Below are 22,057 nucleotides of genomic sequence, written 5' to 3' on the forward strand. Positions count from 1 at the left end.
GGCGGTGGCCACGGGCGGCTCGGGGGCGGGCTCCGCCGTCTTGCAGGCGGCGCCAAGGACACAAGAGGCGGCGAACAGGGCCAATCGCTTCACAGCGTTCTCCAACACGGACAAGGGGTGGGATTCGGCGCGCATCAACCCCCGATGCCCGGGGGCATTCCAGTGTCAACTCACGCGCGTGTGACAGGCCCCCCGCGGGCTGTCCACCATTGAAGCAATGACGGACCGCGTGAAACGGCAGCGCCCCACGGAACGCCCCTTCCGTGAAGAAGGGGCGCTCCCGGGGCGCGAAGGACCGCGGGTGAAACAGCCGGTGCGTCAGTCCTCCTTGCCGAGGATGCCGTCCTTGAGGCCGCTGTCCACGGGGTCCTTGCCCAGCCACACGGAGAAGAGCGCGTCCGCGAAGTCCTTGCCCTCCACGTCGATGGACTGGCCGCCCGTCACCTGCACGGTGGTGCCCTTGCCGGGGACGTAGGTCAGGTTCAGCTCCTGGCCCTCCTTCACCTCGGCGGGGATGGCGTTCTTGAAGGTGTCCAGGCGCGCCTGGAGCTTGGGCATGTTCGCGCCCGCGCTCTTCTTGAAGCCGTTCTCGATGGCCTCGGTGATCTGCTCCTTCTTGAGGTCGCGCTTCATGAACATGCGCACGCGCTTGACCTCGTCCGCGTTGAGCAGCGCGGTGGCGTCCTGCGTGGGGTTCTCCACGTAGAGGCCCAGGGTGTAGACCTTGAAGATGGCCTTCTTGCGCAGGCCCACCCCGTTGAGCTTCAGCTCCTTGCCGGCCACGGTGGCGGTGTCGGGGTACTTCACACCCGCGATCTCCTTGGCCATGACGGGCGCGGCGAGGGTCAGCGACAGCAGCACGGCAGTCAGCGTCTTCTTCATGGAAAAACCTCCGGGTGGGTTTCCGCGTGATGTTGGACGCAAACCTGCCCGTGCGTCTTCACCAAATGATCCACGAAGGCCATCCGGGTCTTGACGTCCTGCGGCGTACTCCCGGGAAGACGCCGTTCATCACTGAACGGACGGCAGCAGCACCAGCCCGTCCTTCGCGAAGCGCACCACCTCCGCGTGGACGTCCGCGGCGGGCATTCCCGTGGCCTGGGCGACAGCCTGCTCGGACAGTCCCTCCACGGCCATCTTCAGCACCAGCAACGCGGGCGGCGTGGCCTCCATGAAGAAGGTCATCAGCCGCTCCGGGTGGCGCCAGAGCAGCGCCAGCTCCTCCCCTTCCGCCGGCGCCGCGTCCGCGCCCTGGCCCCGCACGAACGCGCAGAGCCGGTAGGGCTGCTCCAGCACCGCCAGCGTGGGGTTGGGCGTCAGCCGCTCCACCGCGTCCGGGAGGACTTCCTCGGAAGCGAACACCGCGAAGTCCGTCCACTCGAAGCGCGCGAGCGCGGGCAGGAACGGCGGCAGTCCCTTCGCGGAGGCAGCGTCCGCGACGAAGGGCGCGAAGCCTTCGCCCAGGCGGTTGAGCTCGTAGTGCCGCGCGGGCCGCGTGCGGGTGTAGCCCTCCACCAGCGCGTCCCACGCCTCCGGCGTCACCGCCTTGCGCGTCAGCGGGAAGAGCTTCTCCAGCGTGGAGCGCACGTGGCCGCGCACGAACTGGCCATAGAGCGCCATGCGCTGCGGATCCACGTCCCAGCCCGGATGCGACGCGGACAGCTTCAGCAGTCCTTCCGCGCCAGGTGCCCCCCCGAGGTACGCGTCCATGCTGTCGAAGAAGTGCTTCAGCGACGGCTTCATCGCGCACCCTCCGCGAGCATGGCGCGGGCCTTGTCCGCCTCGTCCAGCACGGCGTCCAGGGACGGGATGGCCTGGTCCCACTCAATCAGCGTGGACACGGGCCCGGTGCGCTCCAGGGTGTAGCGGTACAGCGCCCACACGTCGTCGCAGACGCGGTCGCCGTGCGTGTCGATGAGCACCGACTCGCCCACGTCGTGACCGGCCAGGTGCACCTGCACCACGCGCTCCAGGGGCAGCGCGTCCACGAAGGCGCGCGGGTCGTAGCCATGGTTCTTCGCGTTGACCCAGACGTTGTTCACGTCCAGGAGCAGGCCGCAGTCCGAGGCCTCCACCACCTGGCGCAGGAAGTCCGCCTCCTTCAGCGTGCCGCCCGGCATGGCCGCGTAGTAGCTGGGGTTCTCCAGGAGGAAGGGGCGCTCCACGCGCGCCATCACCTCGCGCACGCGCGGCACCACGTGCTCCACCGCGGCCTCCGTGAAGGGCAGCGGCAACAGGTCGTGCAGGTGCACGCCACCCAGCCGCGAATAGCAGAGGTGGTCGGAGAAGAACGGCGCGTCCAGCCGCTTCACCAGCGCGGCCAGGCGGGTGACGTAGTCGTCATCCAGCGCGTCCGGCCCGCCGATGTTGAGGCCCACGCCGTGCGGCAGCAGCGTCCAGCGCTCGCGGCACGCGTCCAGGGCGCGTTGAGAGCGGCCGCCCAACGTGAGGAAGTTCTCCGGGATGATCTCCAGCCAGTCCAGCGTGCGCGGCGTGCGAGGCAGCGCCTCGTAGAAGTCGCGGCGCAGTCCGATGCCCGCCCCCAGCGGCTTCAACCCATGGCGGTCTGCATAGCGGGGGGACGGCATGCGGAGCTCCTCCTGGAGCCTGGAGACAGGACTGCGGCTGCGAAGGGTGGAAACAACACGGGCGGCAGGAAGGACTCTTCCCGCCGCCCGCGAGCCTGGGAGGAGACCTGTCACGCAGGCCCTCCCGGGGGATGACTACTTCTTGCCGCTGCAGGAACCGGAGCCGCAGGAGCCGGCGCCACAGCTGCCCTCGGCGCCCTTCGCAGGGGCCGCGGCGGGGGCGGCGGCGGGAGCGGCACCGTCGGCCGGCTTCGCGCTGCTGCAGTTGGCCTCGGCGGCCTTCTCGGACGAAGCGGCGTGCGTGGTGCCTTCCGCCGCCTTGTTGGACGCGCAGCCGGTGGCCAGCGCGCTGAGGGACAGGGTGCCGACAACCGCCGCAAGAGCCTTGACGTTCATGTGTTGCTTCCTTTCGTACCGCATGGGGTGTGACTACGGGGGGACAGACAACTACGGCTTGAACTGCGTGGAGCCCCAGGCGTCGACGGTGACATCGGCCCGCTCGCCTACCTTCAGCAGCAGCGCTTCCGTGCGCTTGATGCCGTAGGCCTCCAGGGGAATCTGGAACTTCGCGCGCACGCGCAGGAGCTCGCCCGCGGCGCGGTTCTTCGTCTCGGCCGTCTCCTGGAGGTACGTGGCCGTCACCTCCACGGGCTCCTCGCGCGTGACGCCGTGGATGGTGAAGGTGCCCTTCGTCTTCAGCACCACGGGCTTCGCGTTGGCGAGCGGCGCGGGCAGCGCCACGTCCTTGAACTCGAAGACGATGTCCGGGAACTTCGCCGCGTCCAGCCAGCGGTCATTCTGCAGGTGGCCGTCACGCGTCTCGTTGCCCGTCTTGATGGAGCTGACCGGCACCTGGAAGCGGCCGCTGGCCTTCTGCCCCTTCACCTCCACGCGGCCCGTCACCTTGTTGGACAGGCCGTTGATGACCTCCAGCGGCGCGTCCAGCACGAACATCACCGTGTCGCGGCTGTTCGGATCATTGAAGACGAAGCGCTTGTCGGAAGGAGCGGGCGCGGGCTCGGCGGCGGACGCGGACAGCGACAGGACGGCGGCGAGCATCAGGACGCTGCGGAACATGGCGGACCTCATCTACGGATGCCGCGGACCTCGCGGATGCATGCGATACGCGACAACCGGGAAGCGGTTACAGCCCTTTCTCTTTTCCGGGTGCTCTCCCCGCGTCATCCGAGGCCCGTTCACCGTCCATCGCCTCCCGCAACCCGCTGCCCGGCGCAGCATGGAGCGTGACGCCGCCTGGGTCAATTCGGACGCCCAGATTCTCCAGCAAGGCATCCAATTCGGAGAAGGCGGGGACCGGAAGGTGGCGGGCGAGCAGCGCGTCGAAGAGCGGCTGGCCCGCGACGGTGTCCACGGCGTTGCCGAAGTGGGCGAACGACGACGTGGAACCGCGCGTGGCGAGCAGCTCCAACACGTCCTCCAGGCGTGCGCGTCCATCCGTCACGCGGCGCAGCTCCACGTCCAGGTGGAGCGCGAAGAGCGCGCCGGACCAGTAGATGCCCTGCCAGTTCCCCTCCTGTGCGACGACCTCTTCCATGGTGCGTGAGCCCGCGGCGGCCCTGCCGCGCGCGAAGCCTTTCGTCAGCTCCTGCCAGGCGTGTTGGGCCGTCTGCCGTCCGGAGCGGGCGCGGGCGAGCTCCGTGTAGTAGGTGGCCAGGCCCTCGGTGAGCCAGGCCACCCGGGGCAACACCGTCGGGTGCGTCAGGTGCAGCAGTTCGTGGATGGCGACCCAGTCCTTCGCGAAGGACGCGGCGGTGGCGTCCTGGCCCACGAGGATGGAGATGCTGGGCGGGGAGCTCCACTGGACCATGCCGAAGACGCCGGGAGTGCTCTCGCCAGGAACGGGCACGATGCGCACGGTGACGCGCGGGTACGGGAAGGCCTTGCGCACGGTCATCACTTCACGCGCGGCCTGTTCGAGCCACGCGCAGACCTCCGCGTCCGTCAGGTGCGTGAAGCGCCCCAGCAGCGCGACCTCCAACACGGAGGCACCGACGTGCGCCTCGCACCGCCTGCCGCCGAAGGAATGGAAGCCCGCGTCGATGAGGTCCTCGCCGTGCAGGTGGTAGACGCCGCCGTCGCCGGGCGTCCATGGCAGGAGCGCGTCCGTGCCGGACACGGTGAGGTCCACGCGCAAGCCGGGCGTCACGCGGCTGGGGGTCAGCAGGTAGGCCTTGCCGGCCACGTGCCACGCATCCCCTTCCCCCATGCCTCCGAACATGTGCCGGCCACCCTCTCTAGAAGCCGAGGCCAGCGGGTAGTGGTAGCGGACGACGCGCGTCCCCTCCGGCACCTGCATCACTCCGTTCCTGGGGAAGAACTCGAACCGGGTGCCGACCTCATCCACGGCGGTCAGGGACTCCACGCGCCCTGGCTGCCGGAAGAGGAACTCGCGCGGAAACTTCCGAGGCAGGAAGACCTCCACGTTCAGGCCCGGCGAGGGGTCGTGCGTGTACGCGATGTTGTAGCGGAGGGGCGCGGAGTCCTCCCACGGAGCCGGGAGCGGCACGGAGGCACATGCGCCCAGCATGAGCGCCAGGCAGAGAAGCCCCGCGCGAGCCACCCACGTCTTCATTGCGTCCACCCTGCTCACCCGGTCCGTCGTCCGCGAGGAAGGACTCCACGGCGGCCCCCCGCCGTCCAGTCCGGAGTGACGACGCACAAGGACGCGCGGCCGCTCAATTCGGCTTCTTGCGCACGGTGCGGGCACGGCGCGCGGGCGCGTCCCCTGTCTTCACGAAGGCACCGGCCCGCCGGTTCCGGGGCGAGGCCTTCTTCTCCACCGCCGCCACGGGAGCCCCCGCGATGAGCAGCGCGCGTGCCGCGTCGAGGATCTCCCCCGCGAGCGGCTGGGACGCGGTGGCCCGCGCGAGCGTCATCGCGCCAAAGCACAGCGCCACCGTCGCCAGCATCTGCTGCCGGGGCGTCGCGCCCTCGCGCGCGGGGAGCTGGGCCTGGGCCCCGCCCACCAGCTCCTCCAGTCCCTGCCCGAACGCGGCCTGCACCTCCGGCTTCGCGCGCGTCAGGTCCGACAGGAGCGACGGCATCATGCAGGCCGTATCTCCCGTGGTCCGGTCGAACTGGCTCAGGTAGCGCCGCGCGAAGCGCTCCAGGAACTCCGTGCCCCGAGACTCCTGCAACCCCGAGAGCCAGCGCGCCTTGCGCACCGCCATGAAGGCGCGCAGCGACTCCGCGAGCAGCGCCTCCTTGGAGGCGAAGTGGGCGTAGAAGCCGCCCACCGTCAGGCCCGCGGCACGCATCACCCGCTCCACGCTCGCACCGCTGAAGCCCTCCGCGCGGAACAGCTTCTCCGCCGCCGCGAGGATGCGCGCGTGCGTGGCCTGCTTGTGTTCAGCGGTGTAGCGCATGGCTTCCTACTCCTTGCCGCCCGCGCCCGGCGGCCGGAACACCATGCACGTCGTGGTGCCGTGCGCGTAGAGGTTCCCCTTCTCATCCACCAGCCGCCCCTGCGCCGTCGCCACGCGGCCCCCCAGGTGGATGACCTCGCCCTTGCAGAACAGCGGTCCCGTGTCGTGCGCGATGCCCTTCACGTAGTTCACGTGCAGCTCCAGCGTGGTGTAGCCCGAGCCCACCGGCAGCATCGTGTGGATGGCGCACCCCATCGCGGAATCCATCAGCGTCGCGGCCAGGCCGCCGTGCACCATGCCAATGGGGTTGTAGTGGTGTTCGCCCGGCTTCACCGCGAACACCACCCGGCCCTCCTCCACCTCCACCGGCGTGAAGCCCATCAGCTCCGCGATGGGCGGCGCCGGCAGTTCGCCGCGCTGGATGGCACGCAGGTACTCCAGCCCCGACAGCTTCTTCGCCGCGGAGGCGCCCTCGAGGGGGTCCCTCCAGGTCACCGTCCGCGTGCGTGGATTCTCTGCCTGCTCGCTCATCAGGGCTCCCTAAGGCTTGAACTCATGGAAGGATGGTCATAATACCATCCCGTTCATTGATTGGGGTCAAGGAGCTCGCGATGGAACAGCGGCGCGTCGTCGTGACGGGAATGGGGCTCATCAGCCCGTGTGGCATCGGCGTGGAGCAGAGCTGGGACGCGCTGGTGAACGGCAGGAGCGGCGTGGGGCCCATCACCCTCTTCGACGCCAGCCAGCTGGACTGCCGCTTCGCCGGCGAGGTGAAGGGCTTCAACCCGGAGGCCTACATCGAACGGCGCGAGGTGCGCCGCATGGACCGCTTCGCGCAGTTCGCGGTGGCCGCGTCCGACATGGCCATCGCGGACGCGGGGCTGGTCATCACGCCGGAGAACGCGGAGCGCGTGGCGGTCATCGTCGGCTCCGGCATTGGCGGCATCAGCAGCCTGGAGGAGACCCACAGGAAGGCGCTGGAGAAGGGACCGGATCGCATCAGCTCCTTCTTCATCCTCCAGATGATCATCAACATGGCGCCCGGCTACATCTCCATGCGCCACGGCATCAAGGGCCCGTCCTGGTCCACCAACTCCGCGTGCTCCACCAGCGCCCACGCCATCGGTGAAGCGCTGCGCGGCATCCAGCGCGGCGAGTTCGACGTGGCGCTGGCGGGCGGCGCGGAGGCCCCCATCTCCATGCTGGGCGTGGGCGGCTTCGCCTCGATGAAGGCCCTGTCCAACCGCAACGACGCGCCCCAGGCGGCCAGCCGCCCGTTCGACCGGGACCGCGACGGCTTCGTGCTCGCGGAGGGCTCCGGCATCCTGATCCTGGAGGAGTACGAACACGCCCGCGCCCGGGGGGCCCGCATCCTCGCGGAGCTGACGGGCTACGGCGCCAGCTCCGACGCGTACCACGTCACCTCGCCCGCGCCCGGCCACGAGGGAGCCCAGCGCGCGATGCGTGCCGCGCTCAAGGACGCGCGCCTGGCCCCCGCGGACATCGGCTACCTCAACGCCCATGGGACCTCGACGGACATCGGCGACCTGTTGGAGATGGAGGGCATCGGCCACGTGTTCGGCGACGCGGCGAAGACGCTCGCCATCTCCTCCACCAAGTCGATGACGGGCCACATGAACGGCGCGGCCGGCGCCGCCGAGGCCGTCATCAGCATCCTCGCCCTCACCCGCGGCGTGCTGCCCCCCACCATCAACCTGGAGAACCAGGACCCGCGCATCCCGCTCGACTGCGTGCCCAACACCGCCCGTGAGACGCGGGTGGACGCCGTCATGAGCAACTCCTTCGGCTTCGGCGGCACCAACGTCGCCCTCATCTTCCAGCGGGCCCCGGAGGCGCGTTAATCCTTTGTAAATAATCTGGCGCCCGTTTACTGACTTTTCCCCAGCCCTGTCGCGCTGCGTCAGTGAACGGTTGACAACGCGGTGCGCCGGAGGGGCCACCGCACACCGGGTGGCGCTGAAAGCGCCGTGATTACATGGGATTACGTCCCCCGGTGCCCAGGATGGGGGCAGTCAACCCTTCGCGCGTCGCCTGCGGGACAGCCCCGCGGCGAACTGAAACGTTTCATTGCAAATCGGTAAATCGATTTGCAAAGTGGATCCAGAGACCCGGTGTTGGATCGCGCCTTGTGACGCGGCCCGCCGGGGGTTGGAGCCATGAACAACGACAACGCTCTGAACGCGAACGTGGGGCTGAAGCTTCGAGGCCTGCGCTTGCAGCGCAACATCAAGCAGGCGGACGCCGCCAAGGACCTGGGCGTTTCGCCCGCGTACCTGAACCTCATCGAGAAGGGCAAGCGCGTGATGCCCTTCCCCCTGCTGTGGAAGGCGCTGCGCTACTTCGAACAGGACCCCGAGCAGTTCATGTCCACGCTGGGCGAGGGCCGCGTGGACGAGGCCCTCGCGAAGCTGCTCGACGAACCGTTGCTCAAGAGCCTGGACATCGACTCGGAGTCGCTCCAGTCGTTGTCCGCGGAACCGAAGCTGGCCGGCACCGTGGCCGCGCTGTTCAACCTCTACAAGAACACGCGCACGCAGCTGGAGAACGTGCTCGCGCAGCTCAACGTGGAGGAGCGCACGCGCACGCAGGGCTCCACCTCCGGCATGGGCAACACGCCGGGCGTGCGCTTCGACTACTCGCCCTTCGACGAGGTCAGCGACTTCCTGGAGAAGCACCGCAACTACTTCCCGGAGCTGGAGGAGCAGGCGGAAGGGCTGCGCCGCGACTTCCGCCTGGAGCAGCAGCTCACCAGCAGCCACCTCATCCGCATGCTGGAGGAGCGCTTCGACTTCCGGGTGCAGATTGAGCGCGCGGCCAGCGGTTCGTCCGTGGTGCGAAGGCTGGACCTGGACGCGCGCACGCTCACGCTGTCGCCGGACCTCACCGAACAGCCGCTGAAGTTCCAGGTGGCCGCGTCCATTGGCCTGATGGTGATGGACCGCGAGAAGCTGGTGGAGCGCATCCTGGGCGCCGGGCGCATGCGGCACGGGGAGACGGAGCGCCTCATCAAGGTGAACCTGGCGAACTACTTCGCCGGCGCGCTGATGCTGCCCTACGGCGAGTTCTTCAAGGAGGTGCAGCGCACGCGCTACGACGTGGAGCTGCTCTCCAACATCTTCGGCACCACCTACGAGACGGTGGCCCACCGCATCTGCAACCTGTCCGACCCCAAGCGGCAGGGCCTGCCCTTCCACTTCCTGCGCGCGGACATCGCCGGGAACATCTCCAAGCGCTACAGCGGCACCGGCATCCGCTTCGCGTCCGGCGGCGGTTCCTGCGCGAAGTGGGCGGTGCACCTGGCGTTCCTCAACCCGTCCCAGATCACCCGGCAGTACTCCATCATGCCGGACGGCACGACGTACTTCTGCTTCGCGAAGGTGCAGCTGCAGCCCATTGAAGGCTCCATCGTGAAGGGCACGGCGTACTCCATCGGCCTGGGCACGCACGCGGAGAACGCGAAGTACCTGGCGTACGGCCTGCCCACGAACGACCTGCGCAAGGACGCCATCCCCAGCGGCATCTCCTGCCGCTTCTGCGAGCGCACGGACTGCAACCAGCGCGCGGCGGCCAGCTACCGCTTCGCCTTCGCCTTCGACGAGTACACGAAGAAGGACTGCTTCTTCTCCCCGCTGCTGGTCCACGAGAAGGAGAAGGCCGAGCGCAACGGAAACGCAGAGCCCGATGGCAACGGCACTGAAGGCGGCGAGAAGCACGATTCGCTGGACAGGGGCGCCCGGCGCCGCAAGGTTCACGAGAACTGACATGCACCCGTCCGACAACGAACGCGCCCACATCACCGACGCCATCCAGAAGCAGAAGAACGCGCTCGCCCCGCTGCGCATCACCGGTTCGCCCTCGGAAGTAGGCCAGGGGCTGGTGGCGCTGGCGGAGCTGTACGGGATGCTGGAAGACCACGCGCAGAGCCGCGAGCACTACGAAGAGGCCTTCGGCTTCTTCAAGACCGCGGGCAACAAGCCCGGCCAGGCACAGGCCCTCTTCGGCCTGGGCGTGGTGAAGGCCCACTTCGAGGATCACAAGGGCGCCATCGAGCACATGGCCACCGCCGCCCTGCTCTTCAACGAGGCCCGCGACCGCGAGGGCGAGGCGCTCACCCGCGCGTGCATCGGCGAGTCCCTGCGCGCCATGGGCGAGGCCGACGCCGCCGAGGAGAAGTACCAGGAGGCGCTCATCCTCTTCCGCCAGACGCGCAACACGGAGCGCATGGCGCGGCTGCTGCTGGACATTGGCGACCTGCGCATGGCGAAGGGCGAGTACGAGCCCGCCCGCAAGCGCTTCCTGGAGGCCGTGCCGCTCTTGGAGCAGGGCGAGGACCCGGAGGCGCTCGCGCTGGGGCACCTGCTGCTGGGCGAGGCGGAAGGGCTGCTGGGCCACCACGACAACGCGCGGCCGCACCTGCTGCGCGCGGTGGACGTGTACGGCGAGCAGCACGACCACGTCTACGAGGCCCGCGCGCGCTGGGACCTGGGGCTGTCCTGCTACTACCTCCAGGACTACGCCGCGGCCCGTGAGCAGTTCGAGGCCGTGCTGCCCATGTACGAGGACCTGCAGCAGCAGGACGAAGTGGCGAAGGTGAAGAACGTCCTCGCGCACTTCGCCGCGCGCGGCGTGTAGCCCCGCGCGCGGCCCACTGCGCCTGACTTCGCGTCAGGCCTGGAAGCCCGCGCCCACCGCCAGCGCGAGCAACCCGATGACCCCCGCGGCGATGGCGGCGTAACGCCACTCGCCGCGCAGGCCCAGGACGGTTCCCGCCATCGCCAGCCGCGCCACCGGCGTCACCAGCAACATGGACGCCGCGCCCTTGCGCAACAGGTCGATGGCCACGTGCACGGACTCGTCGCGCGGCAGCAGCTCCAGCGCGAGCGACGCGACGAACAGGGTCCCGCTCGTCACCGCCCCGGTGCGCAGCACCCGGGCGATCCACCGCTCACCGGCGGCGAGCCGCCTCGCCCCCCGGCGCTCGCGTGGGAGCGCCTCCGGCTGGGTGATGGGTTCCCGCGGGAGCTCCGCGGGAAGCCCTGCTTGCAACACCACCGACGTCGCCTGCACGTTGCGCGGTGGAGGTCCTGCATCCGGCCCCATCACCGACGGGTGGAAACTCCCTATCTCCGGCTCCGCTTCACTCATTTCCATACGCTCGGCCACAACCCCTCCCCTCCCTTCCACAACATCTGTCCGGCCACGATCAACAAGACGGCCGCGAAGAGCTTCTTGAGCACCGCGGTCGGCGTCTTCAGCATCAGCCGGCTGCCCACGGACGCGCCGGCAAGGACTCCTACGACCAACGGCGCCACGAGCCCCAGATTCAATTGGCCGCGCCACGCGTAGGCCGCGACGCTCGCCGCGCCGGTGACGCCCACCATCAGGTTGCTGGTGGCGCTGGCGACCTTGAAGGGCACGCGCATGCCGTAGGTCATCAGCGGCACCTTCAGCGGGCCGCCGCCCACGCCCAGGAGCGCGGACAGGCCGCCCGCCACGAAGGAGCCGGAGATGCCCAGCGGATAGTTGCCGGGCACGTAGTTGGCCGCCGTCGCCGGTTCCTGGACGGGGTTGCGCAACAGCAGCATCTGCAGCGCCACGAAGAGCGTGAAGAGGCCGAACACCACGGCCACCATCGCCTCCGCGACAAAGGCCGCGACGAGCCCGCCGACGATGGCCCCCATCACCGTGGCCAGCTCCAGCGTGAGCCCCAGCCGCAGGTCACTCAGTTTGTTCTCCACGTAGCTGGCGGCGGCGGCGCAGGAGTTGGCCACCACGCACATCAGGCTCGCGGGGACGGCCTGCTCCAGCGGGATTCGGAATCCCAACACGAGCACCGGCACCAGGACGATGCCACCCCCGATGCCCAGGAGCGCTCCCAGACCACCCGCCAACACACCCGCCGCCATGAGGAGGAAGACCGTCATTCCCTAACGAGGATAGGAGGCACTCCCCGCTTCGGATAGCGCTTCACCCCCGAGGGCAACCTGCTCGATTGGCTGGATGCCCTGCACGCGAACACGGCCTTCAGACGCGGGCCGTGGAGGTCCGTTCACTAAGCGGCGGTGGCGCCCAGCGTGCCTTCCGGAAACTCCTCCATGAACCGTGCACGCGTGCGCGGCGTGTAGGTGCCGCGCGCCATGTAGCCGTGCAGTTTCTTGATCAGCCCGCGCGTCACTTCCAGCGCGGCGTCCAATTCCACCGCGAAGTCGAAGTGATCATTGCGGTACAGCTCCTGGAAGGAGAGCTGCGAGTACGCCGGGAGCGCGCGCATGCGGCCCAGCGGGCTGGCGAGGAAGACGCCGGAGACGTAGAGGCCGCGCACCCAGCCATCCAGCTCCGCCTTCGTGGGGGCCTGCCCCACGCGGTCCTGCGACGCCAGCCGCACCAGTTCATAGATGCCCCGGCCAATGCCGCGCAGCGGGATGCCGGAGCTCTTCACCACCTGGAACTTCTCGCGGATCCGCGCGGTGCCCACGCCATCCGTGCCGTCCTGTTCGCGCAGGAAGAAGAGCGTCTGGGCCCACTCCACCTGACGCCGTGCGTCCCAGCCGCGCTCGCCCTTGCGGCGGTGGCGCAGCACCAGCCCGTCCACCAGCGGGTGGAGGCGCCGGTCCAGGCTCAGGTGCATGAAATAGCCCGCGAGGATGGCCAAGCCCGCTTCCGTGCCCACGAGGGCCCCGGACGCAACCAGCTCCGCCATCTTCAGGCCCAGGCCCACCGGGGCGCGCTCGTGGTACAGCCGCGCGAAGGGAGGCCAGCCGGTCTCTGGCTGCATCAGCACGCCCAGGCCCCCGCGCACGCCGGCGCACAGGGGCAGGTCCGGCAGCGCCGCGCCGAAGCGCGCGTACGGCAGGTCCTCGGTCAGCGCCCGCACCCAGTCGGCGGGGAGCCCGTCCGGGTGGGCGGCCAACCGTTCGATGGCCGTCAAATGCAGCAGCAGGGTGGGCATTGGGAGTGCACAGCTATCCAGCGCGCCGGGGCATTGCAATGGCCGAGTGGCAACCAGCGCTTTGCGAGCAACACGGCGCGCGTCTACAGTCGCGCCCCTCGGATCACCCCCTTCCTCTCCAGGAGTCCAAGTCGCCATGCAATTCAGTCTCGTCTCCGGTGAAGCCGCGCCGGTGAGCGGTGAGCTGCTCGTCATCCCCCTCTTCGAGGGCGAGCTGGGTGATTCCGCCCCCGCGGCGCTGGCTGCCGCGGACTCGGCCCTGGAGGGCAAGCTTCGCGCCGCCGCCACCCAGGAGGGCTTCAAGGGCAAGGGGGACCAGTCCTTCCTGCTGCACACCCTGGGGAAGCTGGGCTCCGACCGCATCCTGCTGCTGGGCCTGGGCAACCGCGCGCGCTTCCAGCCGGAGGTGCTGCGGCTGGCCGCGGGCCGCGCGGCGAAGACGGCGCAGCGGCTGAAGGCCACCGCCATCGGCTTCCGCGTGCCCGCCACGGACGACGCGGCGGCTGCCGTGCGCGCGGCGGTGGAGGGCCTGGAGCTGGGCGTCTACCGCTTCGACAAGTACAAGTCCTCCGCGCGCGAGGACAAGGGCAGCCCCAAGCTCACCCGCGCCACGCTGTCGCTGCCGGAGGGCACGGAGAAGTCGCGTGCGCTGGACGACGCGCTGACCCTGGGCCTGAAGCTGGCGGAGGCCGTCAACTGGGCGCGCGACCTGGTCAACGAGCCCCCCAACGTGGTGACGCCCATCAAGCTGGCGCAGGCCGCGCAGCAGGCCGCCAAGGAGGGCGGGCTGACGGCGGAGATTGGCGGGCGCAAGGAGATCGAGCGCCTGAACATGGGCATGTTCCTGGGCGTCACCGCCGGCAGCGTGCAGGAGCCCCGGCTCATCCACCTGGTCTACACGCCGAAGAACGCGAAGGACGCGAAGCGCGCCCCGCTGGCGCTGGTGGGCAAGGCCATCACGTTCGACTCGGGAGGCCTGTCGCTCAAGCCCACCGAGGGCATGGTGGAGATGAAGACGGACATGGCGGGCTCCGCCGCGGTGCTGGCCGCGATGAAGGTCATCGGCTCCGTGGTGAAGCCGCCCTTCCCCGTGCACGCCTTCATCGGCGCGTGCGAGAACATGCCGTCCGGCACGGCGTACAAGCCGGGCGACATCCTCACGGCGCGCTCCGGCAAGACAGTGGAGATCACCAACACGGACGCGGAAGGCCGCCTGGTGCTGGGTGACATGCTCACCTGGGCCGGCGAGCACGAGCCGTCCGCCATCATCGACCTGGCGACGCTCACGGGCGCGTGCATGGTGGCGCTGGGCAACTACATCGTGGGCGCCTTCGGCGACGACGACGACACGGTGAACAGCGTGCTCACGGCCGCGCGCACCGCGGGCGAGGAGATGTGGCGCCTGCCGGTCAGCGACCTGCAGAAGGACGCGCTGCGCTCCGACGTGGCGGACATGAAGAACTCCGGCGAGCGCTGGGGCGGCGCCATCAACGCGGCCCTCTTCCTCAAGGAGTTCGTGGGCGACACGCCCTGGGTGCACCTGGATATCGCCGGGCCGTCCAACAGCCCCAAGGAGCGCGGCTACCTCAACAAGGGCGCCACGGGCGTCGGCGCGCGCACGCTGGTGGAGCTGGTGCGCCGCCGGGCCACCGAGGTCGCCTCGCAGCCGGAGCCCACCAAGGCCGCGGCCCCCGCGAAGGCCCCCAAGGCCCCGAAGGCCGCCAAGGGCAAGCCGGCCCGCGCGTAGTCACGGCAGGGCCTCCGGGCCTTGGGGCCCACGCGTCAGCCGCGTGGGCCTTCCAGCGCCCGGCCTTGGGCTCCACGCGAAAGCCGCGTGGGCCCCTCAGGCGCCCGGCCTTGGGCTCCACGCGAAAGCCGCGTGGACCCTCAGGCGCCCGGTCATGGACTCTGCGCGTTCAGCGTGGAGTCCTGACGTCCAGGTTCCTCGCGCCGGTCAGCGCGGGTCGCCGGGCTCCTTCTCGGACACCCGGGGCGTGGAACGCACGGCCACGCTCGGCTCCGGGAGCGGACGGACGCCCGCCATCAGGGCGTCCACGCTCTCCGTGATGTCGGCGGAGGCCTCCGTGGGCCACGTGGCCAGCATCATCAGCACGCGGCCGGAGTTGCCCTCGCGCACGGCCACCTTGCCGCGCACGCCCTCCCCCACCTGGAAGTCGAACCCCACGGCGTTGTCCGACAGCGCGATGGGCTGTGGATCCGTGGTGGTGAAGCCCGGCTGCTGGCGCAGCCCCTGCGTCAGCCGCTCCGCGAACTGCACGGGCGTGGCCACGCCAGGCGCCACCTGCAGCACCACCTGGGCCCCCGTCACGCGGTGGCGCAGGATGACCGGAATCGCCAGCCCCTCCGGGGTGCGCTCGTTCGTCTCATCCAGCTGCCACTCCGCCGTGGGCCGGACGATTTCGAAGCCCAGGTCCTCATCCACGTAGCGCCGCGTGGTGGACGCGACGGCGGACTCGTCCGAAGCGCGGCCGGAGCCACCCGTGCCGGGCTCCGCCTTCGTCACCGCTGTCCGGGACGCGCCACACGCCGTGCTCAGCAGAAGCACTCCCCACCCCAACATCCGCATCGCGCCCATGTCGCTCGTCCCCCGCCAGCCACCAGCCGTGGGGAGGAACGTGGACACCCACCTCCAGGCCCGCCAGGGGCACATGGGGGCGGTGTGCGCTGTCCGACGGAGGAAACTTCCCCCTGGGCCCTGCGCTACAGCAGGCCGCCCTGGAGGGTCCGGTAGGTGTTGGCCAGCCGCTCGGCCACGTCCGCCGGCAGCACGTTGCGCGCGGAGAACAGCGCGTAGGACACGAACGCGTCCAGCGCCTCCAGCGCCATGGCCCGGCCCACCGCCTCGCCGCCGCTGGTGGATACGTTGGCGCGCAGCCGGGCCACGTCCACCCGCCCGTCCGGACCCAGCGTGACGCCCTGGTACGCGTTCTCCAGGCCCGGGGGCGGCGCCTCCACGAAGCCGCGCAGGAGGTCCACGTCCCGGCCCGCCTCGCGCAGCGCGCGGTGCACCAGCGACAGGAGGAGGTTGTAGCGCTCCTCCGCGGACAACAGCTCCCAGGCCATGCCCTCCACCGCGGGCTCCGGGGCCACGGGCGCCTCCGCGGCCCGCACGGCCAGGTGCCCGCCGCGCACCGCCTCCTCCACGCCGCTGTAGAAGGCGTACTGGCTGCCCGCGTAGACGGCCCTGAGCGCGCCCAGCGTCGTGCCCCCGCCCAGCTTCGCGAACAGGGCCTCCTCGCCGGGCAGCGCGCCCTGGGGGCCGGGCGTGACGCGCATGTCGTCCGGGAAGCGGCGCCGCAGCCGGCCCGTCTCCTCCGCGCGCTTGATGCCGGTGAGCACCAGGTCGCGCGTGCGCTCCGGCAGCTTCACCGCGTCCACCGCCGGGGCCTTCGCCTCCAGGAAGAGGAAGCTGCCCTCCACCATCTCGAAGAGGTTGAGCACCACCTCGCGCACCACGAACGTCATGGCGCTGTAGAGGCTGGCCTCGGAGACGAGCCCCTGCGACGTGAGCACCTGGCCAATGCGGCGCGCGGGCGTCACCTGCGCGAGCGCCTGGGTGAGCCGCGCTTCCGTCAGGAGGCCCAGCCGCACCATCACCGCGCCCAGCCGCTCCCAGCGCTCGCTGGAGGTGGCGAACACCACCTGCCCGTCGCGGAAGGCCACCGTGCGGCGCACGCTTCCGTGCTGCACGACGAGCTGGCCGGTGCGGATGCCCGAAAGAATCTGGGCGAACACCTCCTCGACCGAGAGCGTCCCCAGGCTGCCGGCGAAGAAGCCGGACGCGCCGTGGGATTCCGGGAGGAGCACCAGCCCCTCCGGCGCCAGGAAGTGCGCCGAAAGGGGCCGGGTGGGAGAGACGACGGCGGCGAGCGGCCGCTCCAGTTCGAGCGAAGCCGCCTCACCGCTCACGCGGGGCGTGGCCCTGGGTTTGGACGCCACCGCATCCCTCCCTCAACGCGCTGCAAGGACTACTTCGCGCCCTTCAGCTCCGCGTCGATGACGCTCTTGAACTCGTCGAAGGGCTGCGCGCCGGACAGCATGATGCCGTTGATGAAGAACGCCGGCGTGCCGCTGACGCCCACCTTGGAGCCGTCCGCCTGGTCCGCCTTCACCGTCGCGGCCTTCTCGCCGGAGTCGAGGCAGGTGTTGAACTTGGCGGTGTCCAGCTTCAGCTCGCCCGCGTACTTCTTCAGGTCATCCACGCCCAGCGCCTGCTGGCTGGCGAAGAGCTTGTCGTGCATCTCCCAGAACTTGCCCTGGTCGTTGGCGCACAGCGAGGCCTCCGCGGCCTTCTGCGCCTGCTTGTGGAAGTCCAGCGGGAACTGGCGGAACACCAGGCGCACCTTGTCGCCGTAGGTCTTCGTCACCTGGTCCACCGTGCCGATGGCACGGCTGCAGAACGGGCACTGGAAGTCGCTGAACTCCACGATGGTGACCGGCGCGCCCTCGGGGCCCTTCGCCGGGCCGGTGGCGGCCACCTGCTTGCGCTCCGCGGGCGGGCGCGGGGGCTCGGGCAGCTCGTACTTCACGTTGGCGCCCTGGCGCAGGGAGTCGAAGAACTTCTGGGCCACTTCCTGCTTCTGCTGGCCGGACAGGAAGTCCACGATCTGCGGCTTCATCTGCTCGTAGGTCGCGCCCGGGGGCAGCTGGCCCTTGGCGCCCTCGAAGACCTCCTTGATCTTCTCTTCCGGCGGCGCGGGGATCTTGTCGTCGATCTCCGCCTTGAGCAGCTGGTCCTCGGTGATGCCGCGCTTGGTCGCCTCGGCCTTCACCAGACGCTCGGTGACGAGCCCTTCCAGGCCGCGCTTGCGCAGCTGGAACTTCTGCTTGTCCAGGTTCGCCAGCGGCTCCTTGATGCGCTCGTTGAGCTCACCGAAGGTGACCTTCTCGTTGGTGCCGAAGGTGGCCACCACGGTGTCCGGCGACGGCTCCGTGGCATTGGCGGCCTGGGCCTGCGCGGCGGGCGCCTGGGCATTGGCCGGCGCCTTCTCCTTGTTGCAGCCGGCGGTGAGGGATGCCGCGAGGAGGGCGGCCAGGGCGATGCGAGTAGAGCGCATGGACATAGCCCGCCGACTTAATAGAGGTCCCCGGGACTGGCAAGGAATTGCCAGTCTGTCGTTCAGGCGACCAGGGGCTCCAGCTCCAACGCACCCGCGAGGCTTCCGCGGCCCGGCTCACGGCCCTCCACGTCCCGGCGGCGCGCGGTGACGATGTCGAAGCTGGAGGGGTCCGCCAGCACCTTGCGCACCAGCTTGTGATTGAGCGCGTGGCCCGTCTTGAACGCCGTCATGTGGCCAATGACGGGACGGCCGAACAGCGACACGTCGCCAATGGCATCCAAAATCTTGTGGCGCACGAACTCGTCCGGGAAGCGCAGGCCGTCCGGGTTGAGGATGGCCGCCTCGTCCACGACGACGGCGTTCTCCAGCGAGCCGCCGCGCGCCAGGCCCAGCGTCTTGAGCTTCTCCACGTCGCGCAGGAAGCCAAACGTGCGGGCGCGGGAGATTTCGCGCGAGAAGCCCCGGTCGTTCACGTCCACGTCGAAGGACTGGCCCTGGATGACGGGGTGCTCGAAGTCGATGGTGCAGCTGATGCGGAAGCGCCGGGCCGGGGTGAGCGAGGCCTGCTTGTCGCCGTCCGTCACCGCCACGTTCTTCTTGATGACCAGGTACTCGCGCGGCGCGTCCAGCTCATGCGAGCCGGCTTCCATGATGGCGTGGGTGAAGGGGGCCGCGCTGCCGTCCATGATGGGCACTTCCGGCCCGTCCAGCTCCGCGCGCACGTTGTCGATGCCCAGCGCCGCCAGCGCGGACATCAGGTGCTCCACCGTGCCCACCTTCACGCCGTCGCGGCCCAGGGTGGTGGCCAGCGACGTGTCCACCACGTACTCCGCCAGCGCGGGGATGCTCACCGGGCGCGCCAGGTCCGTGCGGACGAAGACGATTCCATGCCCCGCGGGCGCGGGCTTCAGGGTCAGCGTCACGGGCAACCCGGAGTGGAGCCCCACGCCGCGGCAGGTGGCCGGCTGGGAAAGGGTGCGCTGGAAGTCGGTGAACTGGAGCATGTCGGTGTCGCCTCGAGGGACTGCTTCGTACTGACATACGCGGGGTATGGCCCCGTCAGGCCGTTCCACGGCGGTCTGACGCGCTGCACACAGGAGCAATCAACATGCCACGCGGCCGTGACACAAGAATTGCCTTGGGGGGTGGCCCTGCCCTTCCCAACCCCCTGGAACTGCTGGCGCGACAGGGGCCGGGACGGGTTGCGCGATGGGCCGGGGCCCGGACACCCCTCTTGGGAAACCCACCACTGCTCCTCCCACCGTGACAGCGATGTCCGGAATCCATCCTTCGAACCCCGGCGCCCCCGGCTGGTTTCGCGCCAACCGGGAGTGCGTGTCACCCACGCAACAGAGGCGCGTCTCTATCGCAGGCGAGTGCCCGGAAGCAAACGCACATCCGGGACTCACCGGGAGTCCGGGGCTTGACGGGAATCATGACGGGGAGGGTGGGTCAGCGAGCAGGCGGCAGGAAGCGATCCCGCAGGGCTTCCGCGTCCGGCCGGTCGAAGCCGCGGCCCTGGAGGAGGGAGCGGCGGCTGACGGCGTGGAAGGTGGTCTCCAGCGTCTGTGAGAACCGCCGGAGGTCTTCCGCCAGCCGGCTGCGGATGCCCGGGCCTTCGGGTGGCCAGGGCAGCTCCACCAGCAGCGAGCTGAAGCGGTCGAAGGCGTCGTAGTCCGCGTAGCGCAGCAGCTGGTAGCCGCCGTCGTGGAAGTACTCGAGGAACGACTTGAGGGCCTCCAGCACGCGCTCGGCGGAGGCCACGTCCTCGGAGCGCAGGTGGCTTTCAGCGGCGCGGCACAGCTGGGCGTAGACCCACAGGTCCTTGCGCAGGCGCAGCGCGGCGTCCTGGGCGCTGGTGAGGTGGGCGAAGGCCTCGTCCCCCAGCGAGCCGTTGGGGGACAGCGCGTCCACCAGCACGACGATCTGCTGGCGCAGGATCGCGGTGAACGCCTCCGCGGCGCGCAGGGGGGCCGCGGGGTCGCGGTCCAGGTCCACCAGCACCTCGCGGGAGATGCGGTCCGTCTCACGGGCCAGGTCGCGCGCGGCGCGCAGCGTGGCGGCCTGCAGGTGCTTGGGGCCCGCCTTGGGGGACAGCTCCGTGTGCAGGTAGCTGGCGACGGCGGAGACCTCACCGCGCACCAGGGACAGGAGCACGCGCACGCGGCGCGGCACGGGCGGCTGCGATTCCGGATCCACGTGCGTCAGGTAGTGCAGCACGCGGAAGAGGCCCAGGAACGCGGTGGTGAAGAGGGGCCGCGTGTCCGCGGGGAGCGTGCCCAGGATGTCCAGCAGGCGCACGGAGCGCAGCCGGTCGTACTCGACGCGGAACTCCAGCGGGCGGAAGGGGCGGAAGTAGCGGTTGAGGACGATCTCCCGCAGCGTCAGCTTGCCCACGTCCTGGAACAGCGACAGGCCGATGAGCGGCAGTTGGAGCAGGTTGTCGAGCAGGTTCTTCAGCGCGTCGAACGCCTCGCGCACGACGAAGAGGCTCTCCGGCGGGGTCTCCTGGTCCAGCTCTTCTTCAATCAGGAGCCGGCGGACGCGGTCGTCCGCGAGCTGGGTCTCCACGTACTTGCGGAAGACCATCTTCGGGTCGCTGTCCGGGTCCTGCAGGTGCCGGGCGACGCGCACGGCGCGCTCCATGGCGTCGCGCACGTCCACCAGTTCCTCGTGGAAGTCGCGCGTGACGAGCGGCCGGGCGCGGGCATCCACCACGGAGTTGTGGAGGTTCAGGTAGCGCTCCACGGCGCGCAGCCACATCTCGAACTCGAAGAGCAGCTCCTCGCGGCCCTCCACCGGGACGCCCCGGAGCCAGCGCTCGCGTTCGGCGAGGAAGCCCGCGCGCGTGGCCTGTGAGGCACGCATCAGGTCGCCGTAGTAGTCGCGGGGACTGGAGAGGACCGTGGGCACGGCGGGCGCGGAGGCTTGGCTCATGGCGGAAAGGGAGGGCTAGAAGAGCGTCCCCTGTGGGGTGGGGGGCGGCGTCTTCTTGAAGTACTGGTAGGTGCGCAGCGTGGCGGTGCGGCCCCGGGGCGTGCGCATGAGGAAGCCCTCCTGCATGAGGAAGGGCTCGTAGACGTCCTCGATGGTGTCGCGCTGTTCGCCCACGCTCGCGGCGATGGTCTCCACGCCCACCGGGCCGCCGCCGAACTTCTCCAGGATGGTCAGGAGGATCTTGCGGTCCATCGCGTCCAGGCCGCTGGCGTCCACGCCCAGGCGGCTCAGCGAGTCGTGCGCCAGGTCGTACGTGATGCGGCCGTTGCCCTCCACCTGGGCGAAGTCGCGCAGCCGGCGCAAGAGCCGGTTCGCGATGCGGGGCGTGCCGCGCGAGCGGGTGGAGATTTCGCGGCTGGCGGCGCGGTCCAGGGGCACGCCGAGGATGCGCGCGGAGCGGTCCAGGATCTGCTCCAGGAACTTCGGCTCGTAGTACTCCAGGCGCTCTTGAATCTGGAAGCGGTCGCGCAAGGGGGACGTGAGCAGGCCCGTGCGCGTGGTGGCGCCCACCAGCGTGAAGGGCGGTAGATCAATCTTCATCGCGCGGGCGGCGGGCCCGGTGTCGATGGTGATGTCCAGCCGGAAGTCCTCCATCGCCGGGTAGAGGTACTCCTCCACGGCGGCGTTGAGGCGGTGGATTTCGTCGATGAAGAGGATGTCCCGCTCGTTGAGGTTGGTGAGCAGGCCCGCCAGGTCGCCCTTGCGCTCCAGCGCGGGGCCGCTGGTGACGTGGATGCCCACGCCCAGCTCGTTCGCGATGAGGTGCGCGAGCGACGTCTTGCCCAGGCCGGGGGGACCGGAGAACAGGCAGTGGTCCAGCGCGTCACCCCGGCTCTTGGCCGCGGCCACGTACACCTTGAGCTTTTCAACGACCGCCCCCTGCCCCACGTACTCGTCGAAGGAGCGCGGGCGCAGGGAGACCTCCAGCCGGATGTCTTCCGGCTGAACATCTCCCGAGAGGGTGTCGTCGGACTTCCTCGCCATCGCCATTCCGACCCTATACAGCGAAGGGGGCGCGTGTCGCTGCCCTTCTGG

21 protein-coding genes are annotated in these 22,057 nt (G+C 69.9%); 4 read left to right on the forward strand and 17 right to left on the reverse strand.

Annotated elements, in window-relative coordinates:
- Window positions 1-318 precede the first annotated feature (318 nt).
- The 8 genes from D7X32_RS10640 to D7X32_RS10675 form a co-directional block, all read right to left on the reverse strand.
- Window positions 319-882, reverse strand: a complete 564-nt coding sequence (locus D7X32_RS10640; RefSeq protein WP_120602417.1) for a chalcone isomerase family protein — start codon at window positions 880-882, stop codon at window positions 319-321.
- A gap of 129 nt (window positions 883-1,011) precedes the next feature.
- Window positions 1,012-1,743 (reverse strand): HvfC/BufC N-terminal domain-containing protein, encoded by a 732-nt coding sequence (locus D7X32_RS10645; protein WP_120602418.1) that lies wholly within the window; start codon window positions 1,741-1,743, stop codon window positions 1,012-1,014.
- Window positions 1,740-2,588, reverse strand: a complete 849-nt coding sequence (gene bufB, locus D7X32_RS10650) for an MNIO family bufferin maturase (RefSeq protein ID WP_120602419.1) — start codon at window positions 2,586-2,588, stop codon at window positions 1,740-1,742. Before bufB ends, D7X32_RS10645 begins: the two co-directional genes overlap by 4 nt.
- Before the next feature lie 135 nt (window positions 2,589-2,723).
- On the reverse strand, window positions 2,724-2,984 hold the full coding sequence (locus D7X32_RS10655) for a hypothetical protein (RefSeq protein ID WP_120602420.1): 261 nt from the start codon (window positions 2,982-2,984) through the stop codon (window positions 2,724-2,726).
- Window positions 2,985-3,035: 51 nt separating this feature from the next.
- Window positions 3,036-3,665, reverse strand: a complete 630-nt coding sequence (locus tag D7X32_RS10660; RefSeq protein WP_120602421.1) for a YceI family protein — start codon at window positions 3,663-3,665, stop codon at window positions 3,036-3,038.
- A gap of 67 nt (window positions 3,666-3,732) precedes the next feature.
- Entirely contained in the window at window positions 3,733-5,181 is a 1,449-nt protein-coding gene (locus D7X32_RS10665) for a M61 metallopeptidase family protein (protein WP_120602422.1), read from the reverse strand.
- A gap of 103 nt (window positions 5,182-5,284) precedes the next feature.
- On the reverse strand, window positions 5,285-5,974 hold the full coding sequence (locus D7X32_RS10670; protein WP_120602423.1) for a TetR/AcrR family transcriptional regulator: 690 nt from the start codon (window positions 5,972-5,974) through the stop codon (window positions 5,285-5,287).
- 6 nt (window positions 5,975-5,980) lie between these two features.
- Window positions 5,981-6,505 carry a PaaI family thioesterase gene (locus tag D7X32_RS10675; protein WP_120602424.1) on the reverse strand — a complete coding sequence of 175 codons (525 nt, stop codon included), beginning with the start codon at window positions 6,503-6,505 and terminating at the stop codon, window positions 5,981-5,983.
- 80 nt (window positions 6,506-6,585) lie between these two features.
- On the opposite strand from D7X32_RS10675, the gene fabF reads away from it, so the two are divergent.
- From fabF to D7X32_RS10690, 3 genes are all read left to right on the forward strand, one after another.
- Complete coding sequence (gene fabF / locus D7X32_RS10680; protein WP_120602425.1) at window positions 6,586-7,836, forward strand: beta-ketoacyl-ACP synthase II; 1,251 nt, start codon at window positions 6,586-6,588, stop codon at window positions 7,834-7,836.
- Between the two features lie 315 nt (window positions 7,837-8,151).
- Window positions 8,152-9,756 carry a helix-turn-helix domain-containing protein gene (locus D7X32_RS10685; protein WP_120602426.1) on the forward strand — a complete coding sequence of 535 codons (1,605 nt, stop codon included), beginning with the start codon at window positions 8,152-8,154 and terminating at the stop codon, window positions 9,754-9,756.
- A gap of 1 nt (window position 9,757) precedes the next feature.
- Complete coding sequence (locus tag D7X32_RS10690; RefSeq protein ID WP_120602427.1) at window positions 9,758-10,627, forward strand: tetratricopeptide repeat protein; 870 nt, start codon at window positions 9,758-9,760, stop codon at window positions 10,625-10,627.
- 33 nt (window positions 10,628-10,660) lie between these two features.
- Here the strand turns inward: D7X32_RS10690 and D7X32_RS10695 are convergent, their stop codons facing one another.
- The 3 genes from D7X32_RS10695 to D7X32_RS10705 all read right to left on the reverse strand — a co-directional run bounded on the left by D7X32_RS10695 (window position 10,661) and on the right by D7X32_RS10705 (window position 12,944).
- Window positions 10,661-11,140: a hypothetical protein gene (locus D7X32_RS10695; protein WP_216617843.1), complete on the reverse strand. Its 480-nt coding sequence runs from the start codon at window positions 11,138-11,140 to the stop codon at window positions 10,661-10,663.
- Entirely contained in the window at window positions 11,137-11,919 is a 783-nt protein-coding gene (locus tag D7X32_RS10700) for a sulfite exporter TauE/SafE family protein (RefSeq protein ID WP_120602429.1), read from the reverse strand. Before D7X32_RS10700 ends, D7X32_RS10695 begins: the two co-directional genes overlap by 4 nt.
- A gap of 128 nt (window positions 11,920-12,047) precedes the next feature.
- Window positions 12,048-12,944: a hypothetical protein gene (locus D7X32_RS10705; protein ID WP_120602430.1), complete on the reverse strand. Its 897-nt coding sequence runs from the start codon at window positions 12,942-12,944 to the stop codon at window positions 12,048-12,050.
- Window positions 12,945-13,080: 136 nt separating this feature from the next.
- Here D7X32_RS10705 and D7X32_RS10710 point away from each other — a divergent pair, with 136 nt between their 5' ends.
- A complete protein-coding gene (locus D7X32_RS10710) occupies window positions 13,081-14,691 on the forward strand; it encodes a leucyl aminopeptidase (RefSeq protein ID WP_120602431.1) in 1,611 nt (536 codons plus the stop codon).
- Between the two features lie 207 nt (window positions 14,692-14,898).
- Here D7X32_RS10710 and D7X32_RS10715 read toward each other — a convergent pair whose 3' ends face one another.
- From D7X32_RS10715 to ruvB, 6 genes are all read right to left on the reverse strand, one after another.
- Window positions 14,899-15,540 carry a hypothetical protein gene (locus D7X32_RS10715; RefSeq protein WP_120602479.1) on the reverse strand — a complete coding sequence of 214 codons (642 nt, stop codon included), beginning with the start codon at window positions 15,538-15,540 and terminating at the stop codon, window positions 14,899-14,901.
- A 125-nt stretch (window positions 15,541-15,665) separates the two neighbouring features.
- Entirely contained in the window at window positions 15,666-16,904 is a 1,239-nt protein-coding gene (locus tag D7X32_RS10720) for a DUF4388 domain-containing protein (RefSeq protein WP_120602432.1), read from the reverse strand.
- Between the two features lie 29 nt (window positions 16,905-16,933).
- Complete coding sequence (locus tag D7X32_RS10725; protein WP_120602433.1) at window positions 16,934-18,028, reverse strand: thioredoxin domain-containing protein; 1,095 nt, start codon at window positions 18,026-18,028, stop codon at window positions 16,934-16,936.
- Window positions 18,029-18,084: 56 nt separating this feature from the next.
- Complete coding sequence (gene lpxC / locus D7X32_RS10730) at window positions 18,085-19,029, reverse strand: UDP-3-O-acyl-N-acetylglucosamine deacetylase (protein ID WP_120602434.1); 945 nt, start codon at window positions 19,027-19,029, stop codon at window positions 18,085-18,087.
- A gap of 448 nt (window positions 19,030-19,477) precedes the next feature.
- Complete coding sequence (locus D7X32_RS10735; protein WP_120602435.1) at window positions 19,478-20,962, reverse strand: hypothetical protein; 1,485 nt, start codon at window positions 20,960-20,962, stop codon at window positions 19,478-19,480.
- Window positions 20,963-20,977: 15 nt separating this feature from the next.
- Window positions 20,978-22,012, reverse strand: coding sequence for a Holliday junction branch migration DNA helicase RuvB (ruvB, locus tag D7X32_RS10740; RefSeq protein WP_120602436.1), 1,035 nt, complete (start codon window positions 22,010-22,012; stop codon window positions 20,978-20,980).
- Window positions 22,013-22,057: the final 45 nt, after the last annotated feature.

It is taken from the genome of Corallococcus carmarthensis (genome assembly GCF_003611695.1).
In the GTDB taxonomy this organism is placed as follows: domain Bacteria; phylum Myxococcota; class Myxococcia; order Myxococcales; family Myxococcaceae; genus Corallococcus; species Corallococcus carmarthensis.